Origin of the sequence: Nocardia sp. CC213A, from assembly GCF_030766805.1 — a bacterium.
Taxonomy (GTDB): Bacteria; Actinomycetota; Actinomycetes; order Mycobacteriales; family Mycobacteriaceae; genus Nocardia; species Nocardia otitidiscaviarum.
Map to the genome: position 1 here is coordinate 1 of NZ_JASFXA010000006.1, position 21,800 is coordinate 21,800.

General features: G+C 68.4%; 23 protein-coding genes. 12 read left to right on the forward strand and 11 right to left on the reverse strand.

All coding sequences use genetic code 11. The annotated features are described in order from the left end of the window. Positions 1–401 precede the first annotated feature (401 nt). The gene (locus QJS31_RS12620; RefSeq protein WP_306356789.1) at positions 402–1,085 is read right to left on the reverse strand and encodes a DUF6461 domain-containing protein; all 684 of its coding nucleotides are present in this window, start codon (positions 1,083–1,085) and stop codon (positions 402–404) included. A 115-nt stretch (positions 1,086–1,200) separates the two neighbouring features. Further along, positions 1,201–1,917, reverse strand: a complete 717-nt coding sequence (locus QJS31_RS12625; protein ID WP_282782843.1) for a TetR/AcrR family transcriptional regulator — start codon at positions 1,915–1,917, stop codon at positions 1,201–1,203. Positions 1,918–2,012: 95 nt separating this feature from the next. Between QJS31_RS12625 and QJS31_RS12630 the strand changes: the two genes are divergently transcribed. From QJS31_RS12630 to QJS31_RS12645, 4 genes are all read left to right on the forward strand, one after another. After that, on the forward strand, positions 2,013–2,858 hold the full coding sequence (locus QJS31_RS12630) for an alpha/beta fold hydrolase (RefSeq protein WP_306356790.1): 846 nt from the start codon (positions 2,013–2,015) through the stop codon (positions 2,856–2,858). A 279-nt stretch (positions 2,859–3,137) separates the two neighbouring features. Continuing rightward, positions 3,138–3,899 carry a tetratricopeptide repeat protein gene (locus QJS31_RS12635; RefSeq protein ID WP_306356791.1) on the forward strand — a complete coding sequence of 254 codons (762 nt, stop codon included), beginning with the start codon at positions 3,138–3,140 and terminating at the stop codon, positions 3,897–3,899. A gap of 282 nt (positions 3,900–4,181) precedes the next feature. Beyond that, positions 4,182–5,057, forward strand: a complete 876-nt coding sequence (locus QJS31_RS12640) for an SDR family NAD(P)-dependent oxidoreductase (RefSeq protein ID WP_306356792.1) — start codon at positions 4,182–4,184, stop codon at positions 5,055–5,057. A gap of 395 nt (positions 5,058–5,452) precedes the next feature. Continuing rightward, a complete protein-coding gene (locus QJS31_RS12645) occupies positions 5,453–5,878 on the forward strand; it encodes a DUF4189 domain-containing protein (RefSeq protein ID WP_282782837.1) in 426 nt (141 codons plus the stop codon). Between the two features lie 220 nt (positions 5,879–6,098). On the opposite strand, the gene QJS31_RS12650 is transcribed toward QJS31_RS12645, so the two are convergent. Beyond that, entirely contained in the window at positions 6,099–7,409 is a 1,311-nt protein-coding gene (locus tag QJS31_RS12650) for an FAD-binding oxidoreductase (RefSeq protein ID WP_282782239.1), read from the reverse strand. 178 nt (positions 7,410–7,587) lie between these two features. Here QJS31_RS12650 and QJS31_RS12655 point away from each other — a divergent pair, with 178 nt between their 5' ends. Further along, positions 7,588–7,845 (forward strand): hypothetical protein, encoded by a 258-nt coding sequence (locus QJS31_RS12655; RefSeq protein WP_306356793.1) that lies wholly within the window; start codon positions 7,588–7,590, stop codon positions 7,843–7,845. Here QJS31_RS12655 and QJS31_RS12660 read toward each other — a convergent pair. Both QJS31_RS12660 and QJS31_RS12665 read right to left on the reverse strand, forming a co-directional pair. Continuing rightward, on the reverse strand, positions 7,834–8,718 hold the full coding sequence (locus QJS31_RS12660; protein ID WP_282782243.1) for an alpha/beta fold hydrolase: 885 nt from the start codon (positions 8,716–8,718) through the stop codon (positions 7,834–7,836). The genes QJS31_RS12655 and QJS31_RS12660 overlap by 12 nt on opposite strands. Positions 8,719–8,732: 14 nt before the next feature. After that, positions 8,733–9,563, reverse strand: coding sequence for an NmrA family transcriptional regulator (locus QJS31_RS12665; protein ID WP_282782245.1), 831 nt, complete (start codon positions 9,561–9,563; stop codon positions 8,733–8,735). 126 nt (positions 9,564–9,689) lie between these two features. On the opposite strand from QJS31_RS12665, the gene QJS31_RS12670 reads away from it, so the two are divergent. Continuing rightward, positions 9,690–10,589 (forward strand): LysR family transcriptional regulator, encoded by a 900-nt coding sequence (locus QJS31_RS12670; protein WP_282782246.1) that lies wholly within the window; start codon positions 9,690–9,692, stop codon positions 10,587–10,589. Between the two features lie 53 nt (positions 10,590–10,642). Here QJS31_RS12670 and QJS31_RS12675 read toward each other — a convergent pair whose 3' ends face one another. Further along, positions 10,643–11,263 carry a TetR/AcrR family transcriptional regulator gene (locus QJS31_RS12675; RefSeq protein ID WP_282782249.1) on the reverse strand — a complete coding sequence of 207 codons (621 nt, stop codon included), beginning with the start codon at positions 11,261–11,263 and terminating at the stop codon, positions 10,643–10,645. Between the two features lie 132 nt (positions 11,264–11,395). On the opposite strand from QJS31_RS12675, the gene QJS31_RS12680 reads away from it, so the two are divergent. The 3 genes from QJS31_RS12680 (at position 11,396) to QJS31_RS12690 (ending at position 14,169) form a co-directional block, all read left to right on the forward strand. Further along, entirely contained in the window at positions 11,396–11,839 is a 444-nt protein-coding gene (locus tag QJS31_RS12680; RefSeq protein ID WP_282782251.1) for a hypothetical protein, read from the forward strand. Between the two features lie 14 nt (positions 11,840–11,853). Next, a complete protein-coding gene (locus QJS31_RS12685; RefSeq protein WP_306356794.1) occupies positions 11,854–12,822 on the forward strand; it encodes a haloalkane dehalogenase in 969 nt (322 codons plus the stop codon). A 480-nt stretch (positions 12,823–13,302) separates the two neighbouring features. Next, positions 13,303–14,169, forward strand: coding sequence for an Ig-like domain-containing protein (locus QJS31_RS12690; protein ID WP_282782253.1), 867 nt, complete (start codon positions 13,303–13,305; stop codon positions 14,167–14,169). 65 nt (positions 14,170–14,234) lie between these two features. Here QJS31_RS12690 and QJS31_RS12695 read toward each other — a convergent pair whose 3' ends face one another. Beyond that, on the reverse strand, positions 14,235–15,107 hold the full coding sequence (locus QJS31_RS12695) for a polysaccharide deacetylase family protein (protein WP_282782255.1): 873 nt from the start codon (positions 15,105–15,107) through the stop codon (positions 14,235–14,237). Between the two features lie 217 nt (positions 15,108–15,324). Here QJS31_RS12695 and QJS31_RS12700 point away from each other — a divergent pair, with 217 nt between their 5' ends. Next, a complete protein-coding gene (locus tag QJS31_RS12700) occupies positions 15,325–15,540 on the forward strand; it encodes a hypothetical protein (protein WP_282782257.1) in 216 nt (71 codons plus the stop codon). A 71-nt stretch (positions 15,541–15,611) separates the two neighbouring features. On the opposite strand, the gene QJS31_RS12705 is transcribed toward QJS31_RS12700, so the two are convergent. Together QJS31_RS12705 and QJS31_RS12710 are read right to left on the reverse strand one after the other, a co-directional pair. Next, on the reverse strand, positions 15,612–16,001 hold the full coding sequence (locus tag QJS31_RS12705; protein ID WP_282782259.1) for a hypothetical protein: 390 nt from the start codon (positions 15,999–16,001) through the stop codon (positions 15,612–15,614). 50 nt (positions 16,002–16,051) lie between these two features. Then, entirely contained in the window at positions 16,052–16,693 is a 642-nt protein-coding gene (locus tag QJS31_RS12710; RefSeq protein WP_306356795.1) for a DUF4097 family beta strand repeat-containing protein, read from the reverse strand. 230 nt (positions 16,694–16,923) lie between these two features. Between QJS31_RS12710 and QJS31_RS12715 the strand changes: the two genes are divergently transcribed. Both QJS31_RS12715 and QJS31_RS12720 read left to right on the forward strand, forming a co-directional pair. After that, positions 16,924–19,383: a BTAD domain-containing putative transcriptional regulator gene (locus tag QJS31_RS12715; protein ID WP_306356796.1), complete on the forward strand. Its 2,460-nt coding sequence runs from the start codon at positions 16,924–16,926 to the stop codon at positions 19,381–19,383. Beyond that, positions 19,362–20,084, forward strand: coding sequence for a hypothetical protein (locus tag QJS31_RS12720; protein ID WP_306356797.1), 723 nt, complete (start codon positions 19,362–19,364; stop codon positions 20,082–20,084). Before QJS31_RS12715 ends, QJS31_RS12720 begins: the two co-directional genes overlap by 22 nt. Here the strand turns inward: QJS31_RS12720 and QJS31_RS12725 are convergent. Further along, complete coding sequence (locus tag QJS31_RS12725) at positions 20,068–20,835, reverse strand: ABC transporter permease (protein WP_282784746.1); 768 nt, start codon at positions 20,833–20,835, stop codon at positions 20,068–20,070. The two genes, QJS31_RS12720 and QJS31_RS12725, sit on opposite strands and share 17 nt — an antisense overlap. Continuing rightward, the gene (locus QJS31_RS12730; protein ID WP_282784748.1) at positions 20,832–21,776 is read right to left on the reverse strand and encodes an ATP-binding cassette domain-containing protein; all 945 of its coding nucleotides are present in this window, start codon (positions 21,774–21,776) and stop codon (positions 20,832–20,834) included. The genes QJS31_RS12725 and QJS31_RS12730 overlap by 4 nt, the downstream gene beginning before the upstream one ends. Positions 21,777–21,800: the final 24 nt, after the last annotated feature.

The following is a 21,800-nucleotide window of genomic DNA, read 5'->3' on the forward strand; positions in this document are numbered from 1 at the left end:
ACGCCAGGGACGTCCGTGGACCGGGTCCACGATTCATCACAGCGACGCCGGGTCGCAAGCCGGACACGATCTGCGGTGACATCAGAGTTCGCCGATTCCAGTGGATCTCAATCTCGGAGACTGACCCCAGGGTTCGCAGTACCCGCCGTCAGGATTCACCCGCATAGCCAGCAGCGAAAACCCCGCTATGCCGAGGTCGGCGAGCGGGTGTCCGTTGCCAGTTGACCTGACGTATTGCCATCGTTCTGGCACAAGTACGGGGCTTCTGCCATTAACCTGACGCGGTTCGTTCGTTCCGACTGTATTTCGCACAGCGCGATGATGCTCATGGCAGACGTACGAACGATCGTCCCGGGGCGAAGCCCCGCTATCGTGACTCTTCGGGTTCATTAGGTCTGGCCCTATGTGGCGCCGCGGCCGGGAAGTGGCCATCGGTAGGCGATAGGTCCCACGAGCAGAGGCTGGTTCAGCATGACCGGCGTGAACGACACTCCAGTGACCTTGGCCGCCAGGGCGAAAGCTCTCGGCACGGCGATGTTGTAGTTGATCTTCGTGACAGCATCCCAGTCGATCTCATTGTCCGAGCTATCCAGCACCATTCCCAGCTCACGCATGTAATCGTTGAGTCGGTCGGGATCGGAGCCCCAGCGGTTGTACGGGATCTCCAAGTCGTGGGCGGTAACAAGCGTGCTGTCGATTGCGTACGCGAGGCTGTGGCTGGCGTAGTCGTGGCGTGTGATCGCCAGGACCTCACATCCTCGCGACAGGTCCGCCAGCACATCACGATCGGTCGCCCAAAACCCGTACGGCTCGATGGCCACGCTCCACTCACCGGCCGGGAACACGCCCACGTGACCACCGCCGCTTCCGCCGCCGGTCTTCTCGAGGAACTCAACCATCCTGTCGTTGAGCTGTTCGAAGTCCAATTCCTGGCTGGAGTCCTCGCCATTGTTGAAGCGACGCACCACCTCCGACGGGTCGAGCCCGCGGAAGAAGGACACACTGAAGATCACGTCCAGGGGGCCTGCTTGGCTCTCGGATGCAGCGAGCCACTCGAACGGGGCCCAAGGATCGGCTGTCGTCATACAGGCCATGGTGGCAGGCCGCACCGACAATCGACCTCAGCCTCGAAAGCGTCAACAAACTGGCAGACACAGATCCCCACGATCTGGACTGCACCGTTCATCAACCGTCACGTATTCACGGACGTTCCGGTTTGCTCGTGCTAGTTCGCGCTGCGGCACTCGGCTGCGATGTGCACTCGGCGCGAGCGACACCCAGACCACGGCCGCGGAAGCGACTGAGGAAGGTTTCCACGCCCTCGGTCAGCAGTTTGTCCGCCGCATCGGGCGGGATGCTGGAGCCGAGCGAACCGACGATCAGGTGCGGGTAGATGGTGAGCGCGAAGAACTGGGCGACCGCGACCTCCATATCGGGGATATCCAGTTGTCCGCGGTCGCGGAGGTCGCTGAGCAGTTCGGCGGTCGCGGCGGCCGACAGCGCGGGGCCGCGCTGCTGGTAGGCCGGGCCGAGGTCGGGGAAGCGGCGGAGTTCGCCGGTGACCAGATTCCGTAGGGCCAATCGGGAGGGGTCGGTGGCGGAGTCGATCAGGCTGCGGGCCGCGCGCAGCAGCGCCTCGCGCGGATCCATCGTGGCGGCGAGTTCGGCGCGCACCTCCGCCAGGCTCGCGCGCGCCTGGTCCATGGCCTCGCCGACGACCTCGGTGAACAGTTCTTCCTTACTCGGGAAATGGTTGTAGACGGTCACTTTCGACACGCCCGCCGCAGTGGCGATGGCGTCCATACCGGTGTCGAACCCGGAGTTGACGAACAGTTCCCGGGCCGCGGCCAGAATCGCCTGCCGACTGCGCGCGGCGCGTTTGCCGGTCGGTGCCGGGGTGCTGCTTGCTCTGGCCACGAGACCATTCTAGCCACAATTTTAACTGTTGAGTACAGTTCTTCTTTACTGTACTGTTCAGTTAATTTTTCCTTCGATGGTCAGGAGCACCCACGATGACCCGGAATTCGACAGCATCCCCCGCCCACACCCTCCGCGTCGCCGACGCGACCCTCCACTACGAGGTGCGCGGGCAGGGCCCTCTGGTAGCGCTCGTCGGCGCGCCCATGGATGCCGACGCTTTTGCACCGCTGGCAGACCTGCTCGCCGCGGACTACACGGTGCTCACCACCGATCCACGCGGCAGCAATCGCAGCATGCTCGACGATCGCGAACAGGACACCACCCCGGAACTGCGCGCCGCGGACCTGTCCGGACTGCTGACCCATCTCGATGCCGGACCCGCCGCGGTGTTCGGGTCCAGCGGCGGTGCGGTCACCGCGCTCGAGCTCGCTCGGTCGCGACCCGATCAGGTGCACACGGTGATCGCACATGAGCCCCCTGTGGTGGAGCTTCTCGAGGATGCCGAGGATCTGCACGCGGGCACCGAGGAGATGATCGCCACCTACCTGCGCGGCGATGTGCTCGGTGCCTGGGGGAAATTCATGACGCAAGCCAACATTCACCTCCCCGCCGAGGTACTGGAGATGATGTTCGGCGGTGAGCGCGATCCCCGCGCGCTCGCCGACGAACGCCGGTGGTTCGCCCACGAACTGCGGGCGACCACCCGATACCGGCCCGATATCGACGCGCTGCGCCGGTCGGGCGTCTCGATCGTGGCCGGCATCGGTGAGGACTCGGCCGGGCAACTCTGCGACCGCACCACACGCGCGCTGGCCGCGGCGCTGGGTGTGGAACCGACGCTGTTCCCCGGTGATCACACCGGCTTCGCCCAGCAGCCGCAACAGTTCGTCGAACCGTTGCGCGCTGTGCTGCGTCGGGCTCGAGCGCTCGCCGACTGAGCGAGCCCCGAGGGCAGCGCCTGCGTTGCGCCGAGCGGTCGGCCATGACTGGCGCGGCCGGACGGTCGGGCCGTGCTCGCGGTGGAGTTGTGCGAGCGGGTTGCCCTCGAATATGCGGGTCAGCCCATCCTGACCGAGCTCGCGTTCGCCGCGCGAACCGGATCGCGCGGAAACAGCCCGTCCGACCCGATGCGATCAGCCCGGACTTCCCGAACCACAGGACCGGTCGTCCGCGTATCCGCTGGTAGCTTGAACGCCTGACGCCAGGGAGGAGCGGCCGTGAGTGATGTCGCCGCGGATGCGTTCGAGCATGCCGAGTCGCTGATGAATGAAGGGCGTGCCGAGGAGGCCGAGCACCGGTATCAGTTGGCGGCGGCGGCTGGACACGTCCGGGCGATGCGAACGCTGGGAGTGATCGCGGTCGAGCGAGGTGACGAGTCCGCCGCCGAGACGTGGTGGCGGCAGGCGGCAGAAGCTGGGGACGCGGGGGCCATGTTCAATCTCGGTGTCCTGAAGTCCGAGCAGGGAGACTTCACCGAATCCGAACGCTGGTATCGCGCTGCCGCTGCCGCAGGCGACCAGACGGCTGCGTACAACCTCGGGTACCTGCTCGCGGAACGAGGCGCCCGGCAGGAAGCCATCGAGTATTACCGGCAGGCGGCCGACGCCGGCGACTTCCAGGCGATGAACAACCTCGCCAACCTGTTGTCGGAGCTGGGTCGTGAGGACGATGCGGAACGGTGGTTGCTCGCCGCGGCCGAGGCTGGTTCCGGACCGGCCATGAACAACCTCGGCAACCTGTACTTCCGCCGCGGTCAGGCCACCGAGTACGAGCGGTGGTGGCGCTCCGGCGCGCAAGTGGGCGATCCCACCTGCATGTACAACCTCGCTGTCGTCCTCGAGGTGCGCGACCCGAGCGCGGCCGCGCGGTTCTATCGCTCCGCTGCCGCCGCCGGGCATCCGCACGCCGAGGAGAAATTGAACGGACTGCTGACGGGTTTCACTTCGAGAGGCCTTCCGTATATCACCGGTATCTTCTGAGCCTGGACCTGCGGCTTACGTCGGTGCACGTCGGGACCGGCATGGCTGTGCGCGCGAACGGGCCGTCCACGGGTTGTGGCCGTCTCGACCAGTGCGTCGGCGGCGTCGAGGACGTTCGGGCGAGATCGACGAGGTTATGACGGCAATCTAAACAAGACGATACGTCTCGTCTTGACAAATCGGTCGACATGGCGCAGAGTTGCCCCATCATCGAGACGCAACGTCTCGTTTCAACTCTGCCGACCACTCCTTCGAGGCGCGAGTGCCGGACGAAAGGGATTTGTGTTGTCCAGAACCTGGTTCATCACCGGAGCCAACCGCGGTCTCGGCCGTGCTTTCACCGTGGCCGCGCTCGCCGCCGGTGACACCGTCGTCGCGACCGCCCGTGACCCACACGCCATGGCCGACCTGGCCACCGGGCGGCTCACCGTGCTGCCCCTCGACGTCCGGGACCGCGACCGCGTCCGCACCACGGTGGCCAAGGCCTTCGCCGTCACCGGCCGCGTCGACGTCATCGTCAACAACGCGGGCTACGGGCTCGTCGGCGCGCTCGAGGAACTCACCGAAGCCCAGATCCGCGACCAGATCGACACCAACTTCTACGGCGCGCTCTGGGTCTCGCAGGCCGCGCTGCCACACCTGCGCGCCCAGGGCTCCGGCCACATCGTGCAGATCTCGACCGTCGGCGCGGTCGGCTCGCTGCCGCTGTTCAGCATGTACAACGCCAGCAAATGGGCACTCGAGGGGTTCAGCGCCTCGCTCGCCGACGAGCTACGCCCCTTCGGCATCAAGGTCACGCTCGCCCAACTGGGCGGCTTCGACACCGACTGGGCCACATCGAGCATGAAGTTCGCCACCGGCATTCCCGCCTATGCGGCGATCCGCGAAGCCATCCTCGGCATGCCCGACTACCCCGGCACCACCACCGCACCGCCTGCCGCCGAGCCGCCCGCGACCGACACCACGCCTGCCGCCGAGGACGAATGGGCCGATGCCGCACCCGAAGTCGCCGCGACCGCCCTGTTGGCACTCGTCGACGACCCCAACCCGCCGCTGCGCAAGGTCATCGGCCCCACTGCCCATCAGATGGTCACCATGGCCCTCGACGCCCGTCGCGAGGACTACCTCACCGACCCGGAATTCACCTGGCCCGCATAACCGGCGGCCGGGTCCAGCGACTGGAGTACGGCTGTCGCACCGGTCGAATACCGACTTATCGCGGCGAGTTCGACTCACGGCGCAGGAAGGAGACGACCGTGGGAGACGCGGCTCCGGCCGGTGCACGACCGAGACATGGGACGCGCCGGCCAGGCTTCCCGTGTCCGCGGACCCCGCCCATGCGGTGCACCCAGACCGTTTGGTCTGAATATCGAGACAGCGGATCGGGTACGGCGTAGAGTTCGCGATCGGTGAACTGATCTTGGTTGCGGTGGTCGCGGCGACTCAGGAGCGCGGCGATCGCGAGAGTTCGACGAATCGGCACTGTCGACCCGGATCCGGATCGCACGGACCACACGGTGGCGGGACGGATCCCTTCGCGGGAGAAGACGCTGATGAGCCTGTTGCACAGGGTATTCGGTATGTGCGCGTTGGCCGTCGTCGCCACGGCCTGTCCGGGGATCGCGGCGGCACAGCCCGGTTCCGACGGGCGTTTCTACGGATCCATGGCCTCGGAGATCCTCGGGGACCAGGTCCACATCATCTGGGCGCTCAACTACCCGAGTTGGGCGGACTCCGACGGCCAGGTGCTGTCGAAGTGCGTTTCGGAGAACTGCACCGTGCAGGCGCGGTTCGCCAATGGGTGCGGGTCCATCGCGATCCGCAACGGCGTACTGCTGGGCGGGGCGGGCTTCACCCGGGGCGACGCCGAGGGTGCCGCCATGGCCGCCTTCGGTCCTCCGGACTTCGTTTCGATGAGCGCGGGCGGCGATCCGTTCCCCACGGTGCTGCATACCGAATGCACCGCCCACTCGGGCTGAGCGGACAACCGATTCGCCTCGCCTGATCGTCGGCCGACGACAGGAACCGCCTGCCGTCGGCCGACACTCGCCCTAGTAGCCGAAACTGCCGGTGGCGGGCGGTGTTCCGGGGCAAGCACGATGATCGCGGCAACTGGCGACCGTCCGCGCCCGCTCGTCTCCGGCCAACCGCGCGGTGAGCGAACGGGATCCGCCGCCGGGGGCGGCGGATCGACAACGGTCAGCCGAGTACCGGGAAGTTGGCGCGGATGACGTTGTGCGGGTCGCGGGCCCGCTTGATGGTCTGCAGGCGGGTCAGGGTGGCATGGTCGAAGGCCGCGGCGGCGGATTCGCCCGGGGCGAGGAAGGTGTACGGCTTGCTGCCGGTGATGTGGGGGCCGAGGGTGTCGACGATATCGGCGAATCGGGTTCGGATATCGGCGGTCAGATGGGGCAGACCGAGGCCGAGCAGATAGAGGGCGTAGGGCTCGGTGACCGGGCCGCGGGCTCCGCCGTCCGGGCGGGATTCGGCGAGCGCGCCGCCGAGGCCGCGGAGCTGGATGTTGAGCAGCGGGGCCACGGGGGCGTCGAGGAGGGTTTTCACCACCGCGTCGCCGAGATCGGTGAGCAGCTCGCCGCGCGAGAGCGACGGGCTGGGGTCGGTGGGCTCGGCGGTGATTCGGCCGATCTCGGCGGGGGTGAGTTCGCCCCGGGTGTCGGCGATCGCACCGGACAGGGAGTCGAGGCGGGCGGTCAGGTCGCGGCCTTCGACCGGGTCGCCCAGGTAGGCGAAGTCGAGCGCGACCGTCGGGGCCGCGCCGGGAATCTGGTAGCGCTGCAACCACACCGACAGTTCCGCGGGAGCGTCGGTGGTGAGTTCGGTGAACAGGTCGAAGACCTCTCGGGTCCGATCCGCCGACCACATGACGCGGCCACCGTACAGGCGCGGCAGCGGCACCAGGTCGAACTCGAGGGCGGTGACGACGCCGAAATCACCACCGCCACCGCGCAATGCCCAGAACAGCTCCGGATCGGAGTCGGCGGTCACCCGCGCCGGACGGCCCGCCGCGTCCACGATCTCGAAGGCGCGCACCGCATTCGATGCCCAGCCGTACTTGCGGGCCAGCCAGCCGAACCCACCGCCGAGGGTGTAGCCGGTGACACCGACCACCGGATTGCTACCGGATAGCCCCGCCAGCCCGTGCGCGGCGGCCGCGGCCTGCACCCGGCCCCACTGCGCACCGGTGCCGACCCGGGCCACCCGGCGCTCGGCATCGATCTCGATGGAGTTCAGTGCTCCGGTGCGCACGAGCACGGCACCGTCGACGTCCCCGGTGGCTCCGTGCCCGGTCGGCTGCGTCACCACCTGCCGCCCGGTCCGGCCCGCGAATTCCACCACGGCCGCCACATCCTGCGCGTCGGCCACCGCGACAACCGCCGAAACCGATTGCGTGACAGCCACATTCCACGGCTGCGCGGCCCGGTCGAACTCCGCGTCGCCCGGCGTCAGCACCCCACCGCGAACCACGGAGCGCAATTCTTCGATACCCACTGTTCTCATCCTGTCTGCCGCTGTCTCCAGTTTGCTGCTTGGTTGACGACGCGGCGCGCACGAGTGTGACACAGACCTGAGAAGTGGCCCATCGCAGCACCTCGTAGCGGGGATGTCACAGTCGGGCGGGCGGCACCGTCGTCACGGTGAAAGGTCAGGGAAAGGAACGATGATGACCATGACTCACGAGTCCACGGTGCGGAACACAGCGGCCGAGGAGCCCGGCGCCCACCCGCCGAAGTGGAAGTTCTGGCTGCTGACGCTGGCCGGCCTCTACCCGATGCTCACCATCCTGGTGACGGTCACCGCGCCGGTGCTGGAACCGCTGGCGACACCGCTGCGCCTCGCCTGCATCCTGCCGGTCGCGGTGGCCGCCATGGTGTGGGTGATCATGCCGTTCCTGACGCGCCGCTGCGCGGGGTGGCTAGCGCGTTGAGTCCGCTGTCGGGTCGGTGAGCGCGAGCAACTCCGTCACCACGCCATCCCAGGTGTGCGGCGGGAACACCTCATGACCCGTCTGCGATAGTGGCACGAATCGGGCGTCCGGGATCTCGGCGGCCAGCGCCCGGCCGTGTTCGATCGGAAACAGCGGGTCGTCGACGCCGTGCAGCACCAGGGTGGGTACCGAGATCTCGCCCAGCCGATGACGCCACGGCTCGCCCGGATCGAGGAGATACGGGTTGGTGAGCTGCGCGGCGATATCGGCCGCACGATCCACCACGCGACGAGCCTGCTCACGGTGCGCGTCGATGTCGAACGGCCGGGTGGCAGCGGCGAAGGGACGCAGCGACTCGGCCAGGAAGTCGGCCACCGCGGCGTGATCCGACCAATCCGGCGTCGGCGTCTCCCCGCCGAAGTGCGCCGCGAGCTCCGGCGTCATGCCCGGTAGATCCGGCTGCTCATGTCCTGGTCCGCCCGGTGTGCCCGAGGCGATGGCCAGGGTCGTGACCAGTTCGGGATGGTCGAGCGCCACCAGTTGGGCGACGGCCGAACCCTGGGACATGCCGACGAAACCGGCTCGATCGAGGCCGACGGCCTTGATCAGCCCGGCCGCGTCGGCGACCAGATCCCGCAGGCCGTAGGGCGGCGCGCCGACCTGGAATGTGGTCGAGCGCCCGGCATCCCGACTGTCGTATCGGATCACATACCGACCGCCCGCGGCGAGCAACTCGGCGAATTCGGCATCCCACGCCAGCATCGAATCCCCCGCGCCGTGCAGCAGCACGATCGCAGGGTCGGCCGGATCACCGAAACCCTCCATGCACAAATCGATTCCGTCGATGGTGACGGTCCGTTGATGGGAGTCCATTGTCACACCCGCCTTTACACAGTCCAGACACCGGTGGCGGCGGTCTTGCGCACGTAGTCGGCGAAATCGCCCGGCGCGCGACCGAGTCCGCGTTCGATGTCGTCGGTCACGTGCGCGTTGCGGCCGTCGAGTACCGTCGTGAACAGGTAGACGAGGAAGTCCACCAATTCGTCCGGCAAACCCTGGGCGCGCGCCCCGGCGGCGTAGTCGTCCGCCGGGATCTGGAGGAACTCGATCGGACGCCCTGCGGCCGTGGCGATTTCGGCGATGGCTTCGGCGAAGGTGAGCAGCCGCGGGCCGGTCACCTCGTAGACCTGTCCGGCGTGCCCGTCCCCGGTCAGGGCGGCCACCGCGAGATCGGCGATGTCGTCGATGTCGATGAACGGTTCGGCCACCTCGCCGACCGGCAGCACCAGCCGACCGGCCTTGATCTCCGCCGCGAAATGACCCTCGTCGAAGTTCTGCGCGAAGAAACTGGACCGGATCACCGTCAAACCCGGATGGACCTCGGCGAGCAGCCTTTCCGCGGCCTGCGCCTCCTCTTCACCGCGACCGGACAACAGGACCATGCGCCGGACACCTGCCGTCGCGGCCATCTCCCCGAAGGCGCGCACCGCGTCGGGCGCGCCGGGGACCGCGAGGTCGGGCTGAAAGGTGATGTAGACGGCCTCGACGTCCAGCAGCACCGGGGCCCAGGTGGCCGGGTTGTCCCAGTCGAACGGCGGTTCGGCGGAACGGGATCCGATCCGCACCGGCAGCCCGCGCGCGTGCAGCCGTTCGACGATCCGGCTACCCGTCTTGCCGGTGCCGCCCAAGACCAGGGTGTATTTCGTGTTGTCGCTCATGACATTTCCTTCCGCAATGGCTCATCCGATTGCCATCTCCGAGCATCGGTTCGCGAGGCCGCCGAAACAACGACGCGATCGGCAACGTTCGTTCACGCCCACTCAACGATGGAAAGCGATTGAAATATGTTGGAGCGAAGCGAAATCGAGACGTTCTTGACGGTCGCCGAGGAGCTGCACTTCAGCCGGGCCGCCGCACGCCTGCACGTGTCCACCGGCCGCGTCAGCCAGACCATCCAGCGCCTCGAACGCCGGATCGGCGCGGCCCTGTTCGAACGCACCAGCCGCCGCGTGGCCCTGACACCCATCGGTCGACAGTTGCGCGAGGACCTACAACACGGTCATGATCAGATCCAGCAGGCCGTACGCCGCGCCACCGACGCCGGGCGCGGCATCGACGGTGTGCTCACGGTGGGCTTCGTGGGGGCCGCCGCGGGACAGTTGATCCTGCGCACCACCGCGAACTTCCGGCTCGAACACCCGGGCGCGGAGGTGCGCATCCGAGAGGTTCAGATCACCGACGGCTTGGACGGGTGGCGCAGCGACGCCTACGACATGGTGCTGATCAGCCGCCCGATCGCCGAACCCGACCTGGTCACGGGCCCCATCCTGATCAGCGAACACCGGATGCTCGCCATCCCCGCGAAACACCCACTGGCCACGCGAGGTTCGATCGTGCTCGAGGACTTGGCGGAATTCACCCTGCTGCGCATGCCGAGCAGCCTGCCGCGATCGGTCCTGGACGATCGCATCCCGAGCCGGACTCCCGGCGGTAGACCGATCGCGCACGGCCGTACCGCACACACCTTCCAGGAGATCCTCACCCTCATCGGTGCCGGGGCAGGCGCCTTCGTCTGCGGTGCTCAGGTCACCAAGTTCTACCTGCGCCCCGATGTCGTCTATCTGCCCATAGCCGACGCGCCGCCGGTCGAATGGGGCTTCGTCTGGCGCGCCGCGCACGAAACCGCGCGCGTGCGCGCCTTCAACGAGGCCGCCTTACACACCGCACGGCGAGGCATCGACTGAGTTCGGCGCATACTCGAGACGGCCGGGTCCGCGGGAGTGGACGACCACGGCCGTCAGGTCGTCAGCCGCAGGGCGTCGGGGATGGCGGCGAAGGCGTCCCGTAGCCGGTCGAGCAAGGCGGGTCGGCCGCCGTCGCCGTCGGCGGCCACCCAGTCGCGTCCCGCGATGCTCCAAGCGGTGGTGGTCATTTCGGCGAGGATGCGCGGACGCAGGTCGTCGCCGGGGAGGTCGAGTGTGCCGATGAGCTGTGCGGTGATCTGTTTCCGCACGCCGGAACGGGTGTAGCCGACGTGCCCGAGCAGGCTGGGCGCGGTGAGGATCAGCCGCCGGGTGGCGACGTAGCGCTGGTCCCAGTCCTCCGGTAGCGCGAGCGCGGTGTCGATGAGCGCGTCGCGCAATGCGGCGATGATCGGCCCGGAGAGGTCGCGATCGGCCAGGATTTCGAGGTAGCTCGTCCAGAGTTCGGTTTCGGCCTCGATGGCCACGTCCTCCTTGGTGGGGAACGCGCGGAAGAAGGTGCTGCGCGACACCTCGGCCATGTCCACCACCTCCTCCACCGTGGTTGCGGCGAACCCCTTTTCGGTGAAAAGCCGCAGTGCCGCGTCGGCGAGGGCACGACGGGTGCGGATCCGTTTGCGTTCGCGCAGCGGCAGGGTGCGGTCGTCGGTGGCCATGCCGGAATCCTAGCGCGATGCGAACCCGAGAACCGAAAGAAACTAAATCTCGATTGATACTTGCGCATATATGAGACTTAGTGCCAGAATCTACCTCGTCAGCGAGCAACACCCCGATCGAGGAGATCGCGAATGAGCACCACCACCCCGGCCACCTTGACCCCGTCGATCGTCGGCCAGGCCGAGAAGCACCACACCGCGGTCCTCGCCAGGGCACTGGCCGGCACCACGCTCGACGAGAAGCAGTGGATCACCCTCAACCAAGCCGTCGCCGCAGGTCAGCCTGTCGAGCGCGCCGGGCACACCGCTCGCGTCGCGGGCATGACCCAGTGGAACCTCGCGGATGTCGACCACGCCGTGGTCGCGCTACTCGACGCGGGTCTGCTGCGCACCGTGACCGATGGCCGTCTCGCGGTCACCGACGCGGGCACGGCGCTGACCGCCGAGGTGCGCGCCGATTCCGGCGCGATCGTGCAGGCCGCCTACGGCGCGGTCACCCCCGAGGACCTGGCCACCGCGGCCCGCGTACTGGCCACCATCACCACCCGCATGGCCGAGGAACTGGCCCGCGCCTGAAGGAAAGACCCGACATGAAACACCTGAACCGGCGATCACTGCTGCGACTGGCGGGCGCTCTGGCGCTCGTCGCCGGCACCACCATGGCGTGCGCGACACCGCCCGAGAAAGGACCATCCGCCGTGAACACCGTCGATGTGCTCGACTCCTACATCTCCTACACCGATACCGGATCCGGCGACATCCCCGTCGTATTCCTGCACGGCAACCCGACCTCGTCGTACTTGTGGCGCAACGTGATTCCGCATGTTTCGGACAAGACCCGGGTCCTGGCCCCGGACCTGATCGGCATGGGCGCCTCCGGCAAGCCCGACAGTCCCTACCGTTTCACCGACCACGCCCGCTACCTCGACGCCTGGTTCGACGCCCTCGACCTCGATCAGGTGATCATCGTCGGCCACGACTGGGGCGGCGCGCTCGGTATGGACTGGGCCGCACGCCATCCCGGCCGGGTGCGCGGCATCGCCGTGATCGAGACCTTCCTGCGGCCGGGCCGGGCCGCGGACATGCCACCGCAGGCCCGGGAGCTGTTCGACAAGTACCGCAGCTCCGAAGGCGAGCGAATGGTGTTGGAGGAGAACATGTTCATCGAGTTCAACCTGCCCGCGCAGGTGACGAATCTGTCCGAGGAAGACCATGATGTCTACCGCGCCCCCTATCCGACACCGGCCTCGCGCAAACCTCTGCTGGCGTGGCCCAGGGAGCTACCGCTCGATGGCGAGCCCGCCGATGTGGTGGCCATCATCGAGAACTACGGCCGCTACCTGGCGAGCACACCGGAACTTCCGAAGCTGATCATGGCCTTGGAGAACGGCCAGGGCGTCCCCGCGGAGGCCGTCGACTGGGCGGCGACCACCTTCGCGAGTGCGGAGAAGGTCACCATCCCGCCCGCCAAGCATCACGCCCCGGAGGACCGCCCACACGAGATCGGCGCGGCCGTCGCCACCTGGATGGACCGGCACGCCTTGCACGGAACCCGTTGAGCCGTATCGCGAGTCGGGTCGTCACGGCCACCGGGTGCACTCGACAGGATCATCGGACGAACGCGCGGCCGGAGCGGACGACCGGGCGTATCCGCTGGAAGCCCAGCGGGCAGACCTGGGCGAACGGCTTCGATCGCCGTCACGACCACCCGATCGGCCCGGTTCGCGAGACAGCGAATCGGGGCGCTCAACTATCCGAGCTGGGCGGGTGGCGATTCGTTCCCGACCGTGATGCACACGGAATGCACCGCCCACTCCGGCTGAGCCGACAGCTGATTCGATGGGGCATCGGACGACGGTGCGCGGCTCGATACCGTCGGCCGATGCCACACCGCGCGGCACCTCGCCGCACAGTCTGACTAGCTAATATTTCAGAACCTGTTTCAGTTGCGGTTCCACCGTGATTCAATGCTCGCCAACTCGGGTGCGCCAGCGCCTCGATGACGATGTCGAGGGGCACCCGGGGGCGTGGGAGTGACGATGGTGGACAGCAGAATGCAGCGGGTGGCCGGGTCGGTGGCCGCGGTGGCGGTGGCGGCCGGTTTCGCGGTGGCGGCGATGCCGGGGACGGCGGCGGCCGCGCCGGGGTCGATCACCTGGAGCGACGGGAACAGCAAGTTCACCCGGACGGTGTCGAACACCAATCCGGTCGTCGGTGATATCGTCACGGTGACAACGAAATTCGAGCGGACCGGCATTCCGGTGGAGTACATCTACTCGATCAAGGATCTGCATCCCGCCTGCCTGACCCCGGTCCCGGGCTCGGCACGGATGGGCGGCGATCAGGTGCAGCTCGACACCTCCTCCTCGGATTGGGTCCGGGCCGAGTTCGGCATCACCAAATACCCGGTGTACCCGAATATTCAGCCGAAGTCGCAGACCTTCGAGGTGCAGTACACGGTGGGCGTCAACTGCGCCCGCGACACCCCGCTGCCGACCTCCATGCACTACGGCGGTTCCCTCGGCGACGGCATCTACCAGGGCAAGGGTCCGGCCATCACGGTGTCCGGCGATGCCGTGTCGAGCACGGTGCTCAGCGATGTGACCGGCGCGCAGGTCGGCAAGGCCGTGACCCTGGAGGCGAGCGTGTCGCCCGCGGCGGCGGGCGGCACCGTCCAGTTCAAGGCGGGCGACCAGATCCTCGGTGACATCCCCGTCGCCGCGAACGGCAGGGCCGCGATCGTGTGGACCCCGGGCGCACCGGGCGACTACACCATCGGAGCCACGTTCTCCGGCCGCGGTGGTGTGGCCGGATCGTCGACTACCAGGGTGGTCACCGTGGCCGACCAGCCGACCGACCCCGACCCGGGGCCCGGCAAGCCCAGCACCGGCTCCTTCGGGTCCTGACCACTCCGGAATCGGTTGCCGCGCGGGCACGGACAGGCGACCGTGCTCACCGGCCGCGGTGGACTTCAGTGTTGTCCCAGCACCGTGTCGCGGAAGTAGGCGGCGATCTCGTCCGCGGTGGTGAGCCAGACGTCCGGCTGGGCGGCGAGGAAACCCAGCGCCTGCTCGAGGTACTTCGTCCGGAACGCCTGGCCGATGACGAAGGGGTGCAGGGCGATCGGGAGAACGCGGGCGCTGCGGTCGGATTCGGACAGCAGGACGTCGTACTGGTCCTGGATCATCCGAACGTATTCGGGTCCGGTGGTGGCCTTGGCGAAGATGCCGAGATCGTTGAGTTCGAGGGTGTAGGGCACCGAGAGCATGCCGGGGACGTTCAGCGCATAGGGCTGATCGTCATTGGTCCAGTCGAGGATGTAGTCCAGACCGAGATCGCGCAGAATCCGCGGGGTTTCGAAGGTTTCGGTGAGGCCGGGCCCCATCCAGCCTTTCGGGCGCGCACCGGTCGCCCCGGCGATGACGTCGACGACGCGCGTGAGGTAGTCACGCTCCTCCTCGGGCGACATTCCCGCCGTCACCTCGGAATTGGTCTTGCCGTGCACCAGCCAGGCCCAATCCCGCTCCATACCCGCCTTGACGATCTGCGGGTTGTATTCCACCACATCGGAATTCAACAGGGCGCTGGCGCGGATGCCGTACTTGTCCAGCGCGTCCATCACGCGCCAGACACCGACGCGGGCACCGTAGTCGCGCCAGCCGTAGTTGAGCGCGTCGGGGACCAGATCCGCGGTGCCGGGCCAGATGCTGGTGGAGGGCTTGTCGATGCGGAAGTGCTCGATGTTCAGGCCGACATAGAAGGCGACCTTCTTACCGCCCGGCCAGCTGAACTCCGGACGTTCGGTGATGGGGCTGTAGTCGAAGAGGGTGTTCTCCAGTTGCACATGAGCAACCTTCGACGGGATGAGCAGGTCGAACAAGGCCGAATTCCGATACGATCGGTGAGCTGAACTCAACGATCGAGGACACCGGGATGGAACGACACGAGATCGAAGCGTTCCTGCCCCTGGCCGAGAAACTGCACTTCCCCACCGCACCCCCGCCGGGCGACCCATCGCGCGCGGCCCGGCGGTGGCCTATTGGAACGAGGTGCCGACCCCGGTGGCGAAGGGTCGCGGCGGCTCCCCCGTCTCCATGCGCGCCGCGCGGTTCCACGCGCGCCCCGGCGTCGCCTTCGTGCCGATCGCCGATGCGCCGCCGGTGGAGTACGGCCCGATCCGGCGGCGCGACGGCGACACCGCGCGGGTCCGCGTATTCGCCGAGACCCTCTATGAACTTGCTGAACTCGCTGAACCCGCTGGCCTCCCGGCCCGATAGCCATAACGATGCCGACGCCGCGTGATGATCACGACGGCATGGACGATGGCGGTACCGGGGCGCGAAGCTGATCAGCTGCTGCCGGATTCGAGGAGGTCGACGATCGGATTGGATGCGGCGACCTCGACCTGCCCGTTGAATGCCTCGATCCCGCGCGGATTGACCAGGCAGTCCGCGCTCTCGGCGACCTGCAAGATCACCACCACATCGTGGGTGCCGGGTGCGACACCGGTGATGACGAACTCCGGATTGTCGGCTTGGGCCAGTGGCGCCTGCAACTCGCCGTCGATCAGGGCGTATGCGCTCCAGCACGGGTAGTCGGACTCCGCCGACACGGTGATCTTCTCGTGCCCGCCGGTGACGGTCGCCGTATCGGCGGCGGCAGCGGTTCCCGGTATCGCAAGCATCATCATGCCCGCCGCGAGACCCGTTACCGCCGTTGCGATCTTGGAATTTCTCATACCTATCCCTAGCACAACGGTGGTTCCCGGCGGCACCGACGCGGTCGGACTCACGCCGCAGCGGCGTGGCGAACAATGATGTTACCGTACAGGTTTCGCGCGTACACCTGTACCTCATCGGCGTGTGGCGCAGCGCCGACCGGCGCCATGAGGTTGCGGACCGCACCGACCGGGGCGGTGGTCTCCAGCCGCACGGCGCTGCCCGGTTGGATTCCGACTTCCAGCTCGCCCATGGCGGTTTCCAGCCGCAGCACGCCGTGGGCCGCGGTGCCGATACGTATGTCGCCCTGGGCCGCCTTGGCGGTCACGGCACCGCGGACGCGGTCCAGGATGATGTCGCCGGAGGAGATGTCGAGGTCGCAGTCGCCGAGTTCGCCGGTGGCCCGGAGTCGGCCGACGGCGGCGGTGACGGACAGCCGGGAGCCGGTGGGGACCTCGATGGTCATCTCGATGGCGGGATTGCCGCCGAACGGGGTGTAGGTGCGCCAGTTCTTCGGGGCACGCACGGTCAAGGTGTCGCCGGAAAAGTCGACCGTGGTGTGCGCGGCGGCGCGCACATCGCCCTTCTTGGACGGGTCGGCCGGGCAGACCTCGACGACGGTGTCGGTGCGGTCGGAGGCGATCACCGTGACGGTGCCGGACAGCACCTCGGCGGCGACGGTGATCGGTTCCTGGGTCGGGAATGTGGGCATGGTGGTTTCTACCTTCGGAGGTTGGTCGGTGAACCGGGAGGCATCCGGTGGTTCGGGAGCCGCACTCACTGTGCTGTTCACATGGAATACCGTCGCGAGTCCGGCTGATATCGACCTGACACCCGGCTGATACCGCCGCTGGCACCGCATCTGTCCAGCTCACGACCGGTAGTGAGGGCACCGAAAGGTCGACGCGCGAGGCACCGGCCGGTCACGGCAGAATGAGCGAGGTGCAGATCGGAGTGCTGGGCCCGCTGGAAATCCGGGCGGACGACGGCGACGTGATCCAGATATCGGGTTCCCGATTGCGCGCGCTGTTCATCGCGCTCGCACTGGAGCCCGGTCGGGCGGTTCCCAAAACCCAACTGGTGGACTGGATCTGGGGTGAACAGCCGCCCGCGGACGCGGCGAACGCGCTGCAGGCGCTGGTCTCCCGGCTGCGCCGGGCACTGCCGGACGGGGCGCTCGACGTCCAGGCGGGCGGCTACCGACTGGCGGTGGCGCCGGAGTCCGTGGACGCCTTCCGGTTCGAGCAGTTGCTGGAACGGGCGCGCGGCGGCACGGACCCGCAGCGGGCTCCGCTGCTGTGTGCGGCACTGGAGCTGTGGCGCGGTGCGCCCATGCGGGACGTCGACGTGGACAGCGGTGCGGTCGACGCCGTCGTCACGCGATTCGAGGGGCTGCATCTCGCCGCCCTGGAGGACCGCTACGAGGCGGAGGTCCGCCTGGGCGGGGGTGCGGACCTGGTCGCCGAGCTGACCGAGGTGGTGGCTCGGCACCCGTTGCGGGAGCGGCTCGCCGCCGCGCTGATGCGGGCCTTGGCGGCGGCCGGTCGCGGCGCGGAGGCGCTGACCGTGTACCAGCGCACCCGGGAGGCCCTCGCCGACGAACTGGGCGCGGACCCCGCGCCGGAACTGTCCGCGCTGCATGTCGCCCTGTTGCGCGGCGAGGTGGGCGCGCGGGACGAGGAACGCCGGACCAATCTGCGGGTCGAACTGACCAGCTTCGTCGGCAAGGACGCCGAAATCGCCGTGGTCCGTGAGCTTCTCGCGGGATATCGGCTCACCACCCTGACCGGACCCGGCGGCTCCGGCAAGACCCGGCTCGCGCAGGAGACCGCGCGGACCATGCTCGACGATCTGCCGGACGGAGCCTGGCTGGTGGAGTTGGCGGCGCTCGGCCCCTCCGGCGATGTGGCGCAGGCGGCGCTGGCCGCGCTCGGGCTGCGGGACACGCTGCTCGGCGGCGCGTCCCACGCCGAACCGATGGAACGCCTGATCACCGCCATCCGCGACCGGGAAACACTGTTGATCCTGGACAACTGTGAGCACGTGATCGAGGCGGCGGCGCGATTCGCGCACCGGATCCTCGGCGAATGTCCGGGCCTGCGGATTCTGGCCACCAGCCGGGAACCGCTCGGCATCACCGGTGAGGCGATCCGGCGGGTGGAACCGCTGCTCTCCCCCGCCCCCGACGCCGACCCCGCACAGATCGAATCCGCGCCCGCCGTCAGGCTGCTGCGCGATCGCGCCGCCGCCGTACGCCAGGACATGACAGCGGATCCGCCGACCCTGGCGACCATGGCCCGCGTCTGCCGCGCACTGGACGGCATACCGCTGGCGATCGAGCTGGCGGCGGCCCGCCTGCGCACCATGTCCCTGGATCAGCTCGCCGACCGCCTCGATGACCGGTTCCGGCTGTTGACCGGCGGCAGCCGCACCGCGATCCCGCAGCACCGGACCCTGCGCGCGGTGGTGGACTGGAGTTGGGAGCTGCTCACCGACAGCGAACGGGTCGTGCTGCGTCGGCTCGCGGTCTTCGCCGACGGCGCGAGTTCCGAAGCGGCCGAACAGGTGTGCGCGAGCGACGAGACGAATCCGGCGGTCGAGGCATGGGAGGTGCCGGACCTGCTGACCGCGCTGGTCGAGAAGTCGCTGCTGCGCAGCGCCGACGACGATGCCGCTCGCGCGAACGGGCCGCGCTATCGGATGCTCGACACGATCAAGCGGTACGCCCGCGATCGGCTCGACGAAGCCGGCGACGCCGAATCCGCGCGCCGGGCGCACCTCGCGTACTGCACCGACCTGGCCGCGACCGCGGAACCACACCTGCGCCGTGCCGAACAACGGGAGTGGCTCACCGTGCTCGCACTCGAGCACGACAATATCGCCGCCGCCATGCGCGCCGCGCGGGCCGCCGACGACGGTCCCGGGGCGCTGCGGCTCGCGGCCGCCGCGGGGTGGTACTGGTGGCTCGGCGGGCACAAGGCCGAGGGCACCGAATTCGTGACCGCCGCCGCCGACGCCCCCGGCGAGGTGGACGACGAGACCCGCGCCACCGTGTACGGGCTGGCCGTCCACTTCCTGAGTTCGGGGCGCAGTGGCGAGCAGCAGCTGGCGGAATGGATTCGCAAGTCGCACGAATACGCTCACGACCGCCGCGACGGCCATCCGACGCTGCGTTTCGCCGGTGTGCTGGAGCGGCTGCTGCACGGACCGCAGGAGTATCTGCCCGCGTTCGAATCGCTGCTCTCCGACGAGGATCCGTGGGTGCGGGCGCTGGCTCGGCTACAGCTGGGCAAGATGCGGGTCGTCCTCGGTCAGGACGGTCCGGAGACCGGTGCCCACCTGCGGACCGCGCTGACCGAGTTCCGGGAGATCGGAGAGCGGTGGGTATCTCGTTCGCGCTGACCGAGCTGGCCGATCATCTGGCCACCGGCGGCGAATTCGCTGCCGCCGGCGAGCTTTTCGAACAGGCGGCCACGGTGGTGGCCGAAGTCGGCGCGTACGAGGACACGGTGCGGATGCGGGCGCGGCAGGCGCAGCTGTACTGGCTGTTGGGCGATGCGGACGCGAGCGGGGCCGCGCTGGCCGAGGCGCGGCGGCGGGCGGAACAGGCCGCGTGGCCCATCGCACGCGCCGAATTGGCTTTGGCCGAAGCGGAACTCGCGCGGTGGACCGGCGATACCGAGCGGGCACACCGGCAGATCGACCTCGCGACGACCATGCTGGGCGCGGAAGCGGAACAGCCGCACACCAGCGCGGTCATCCACGAGCTGCGCGGCTATCTGGCGACGGATCTCGACACGGCCCGCGCCCACCACGACGCGGCCTACCGGGCGGCCACCGCGTCCGGACACGTCCCGCTGCTGGCTCGCGTGCTCGTCGGCATCGGGGATCTGGCCCTGCGGTCGGGTGCGGACGAGCGAGCGGTGCGGCTGCTCGCGGCGAGCACGACCGTGCGCGGACGCTCCGATCGCTCGCTGCCCGACGCGGCCCGCATCGAGGCGACCGCACGGCAGCGCCTCGGTGACGCGAGGTTCACCGAGGCGCTGCGGGAGGGTGAGCGGGCCGACTGGCAGGATCTGGTCGCCGCTACGCTCGCTTCGTGAAAGTGGCGCGCGACCACAGGAATCCGACGATGGCGAACCCGGCGCACCAGGCCAGCGCCGCGGCGGTGTCACCGCCCGAGGGGTTGCCGGAGAGGAATCCGCGCAGCGCCTCGATGATCGGCGTGAAGGGCTGGTACTCGGCGAACTGCCGCACACCCTGACCCATCTGCTCGGCGGGCACGATCGCGGTGCTCAGGAAGGGCAGCATGATCAGCGGCACCACGCTCATGCCCGCCGACTCCGGGGTTGTGGCGGCCATACCCAGCGCGACCGTCAGCCAGGACGCCGCGAACGAGGTCGCCAGCATGACGCCGATCGCACCGAGCCAGTCGGTCGCGGTGGCGTCCGGGCGGAAGCCCAGCGCGAAGGCCACGCCGATGACCGCCGCGATGGCGACCAGATTGATGACGATGGTCGCCACCACATGCCCGATCAGGATGGCGCTGCGGGAGACCGACATGACCTTGAACCGGTTGATGATGCCCTTGGCCATATCGGAGCTCACCGACACCGCGGTGCCCGACAGCCCGTAGCTGATGGCCAGCAGGATCATGCCCGGCGTGGCGTAGTCGATGTAGTCCTCGCCGACCTCGAACGCGCCGCCGAAGACGTACACGAAGATCAGCATCATCACCACCGGCATCAATGCCGCGTTGAAGATGGTGACCGGGTTGCGGGCGATGTGCTTGAAGTTGCGGCCCAGCATGGTCGACGCATCGGCCAGCGATGCGACCGGGGACAGGGTGCTCATGATGCGACAGCCTCCGTGGTGGCGCGCCCGGTGAGGGCGAGGAAAACGTCATCGAGATCAGGGGTGTGAATGGAGACCTCGGCGGCCTCGAGCGAGTGGGCGGCGAGCCGGTCCAGCAGCTCGCGCAGGAAGGCGCTGCCGCCGCTGCCCTCCACCCGCAGGGCGAGAGCGTCGTCGTCGCGGGTGGCGGTGGGCAGGGCGCGCTCGGCCGCCGCCATTTCGGCGGCGGTGGTGAACCGCAGCCGGACGTGGCTGCCGGGGATACGGCGCTTGAGTTCCGCGGCGGTGCCCTCGGCGACGATGCGCCCAGCGTCCAGCACCGCGATCCGGTCGGCCAGCTGATCGGCTTCCTCGAGGTACTGGGTGGTGAGGAAGATGGTCACGCCGTCGGCCGTGAGTTCGCGGACGATCTCCCACATGGTGCGGCGGCTGCGCGGGTCCAGACCCGTGGTGGGCTCGTCCAGGAAGACGATGTCCGGTTTGGTCACCAGGGTCATGGCCAGATCCAGTTTGCGTCGCATGCCGCCGGAGTAGGTGGCGGCGGGCTTGCGCGCCGAGTCCGTCAGCTCGAAGCGTTCCAGCAGTGCGTCGATCACCTGCTGCCGCCGCGCGCCCCGCATCCGGTGCAGGTCCGCCATCAGCCGCAGGTTCTCCTCACCGGTGAGCAGATCGTCCACGGCGGCGAACTGCCCGGTCACCCCGATGACCCGGCGCACCGCCTCGGGTTCGGTCATCAGGTCGTGCCCGGCGATGCGCGCCGTACCGCCATCCGCCGTTTGCAGCGTGGTCAGCACGTTCACCGTCGTCGTCTTGCCCGCCCCGTTCGGGCCGAGCAGCGAGAAGATCGTGCCCGCACGGATATTCAGGTCGATTCCGTCGAGGATCGTCTTGTCCCCGTATGCCTTCCGCAGCCCGGAGGCCACGATTGCCGCGTCGTTCATGGGTAGAACGATCACGGCAGCGCC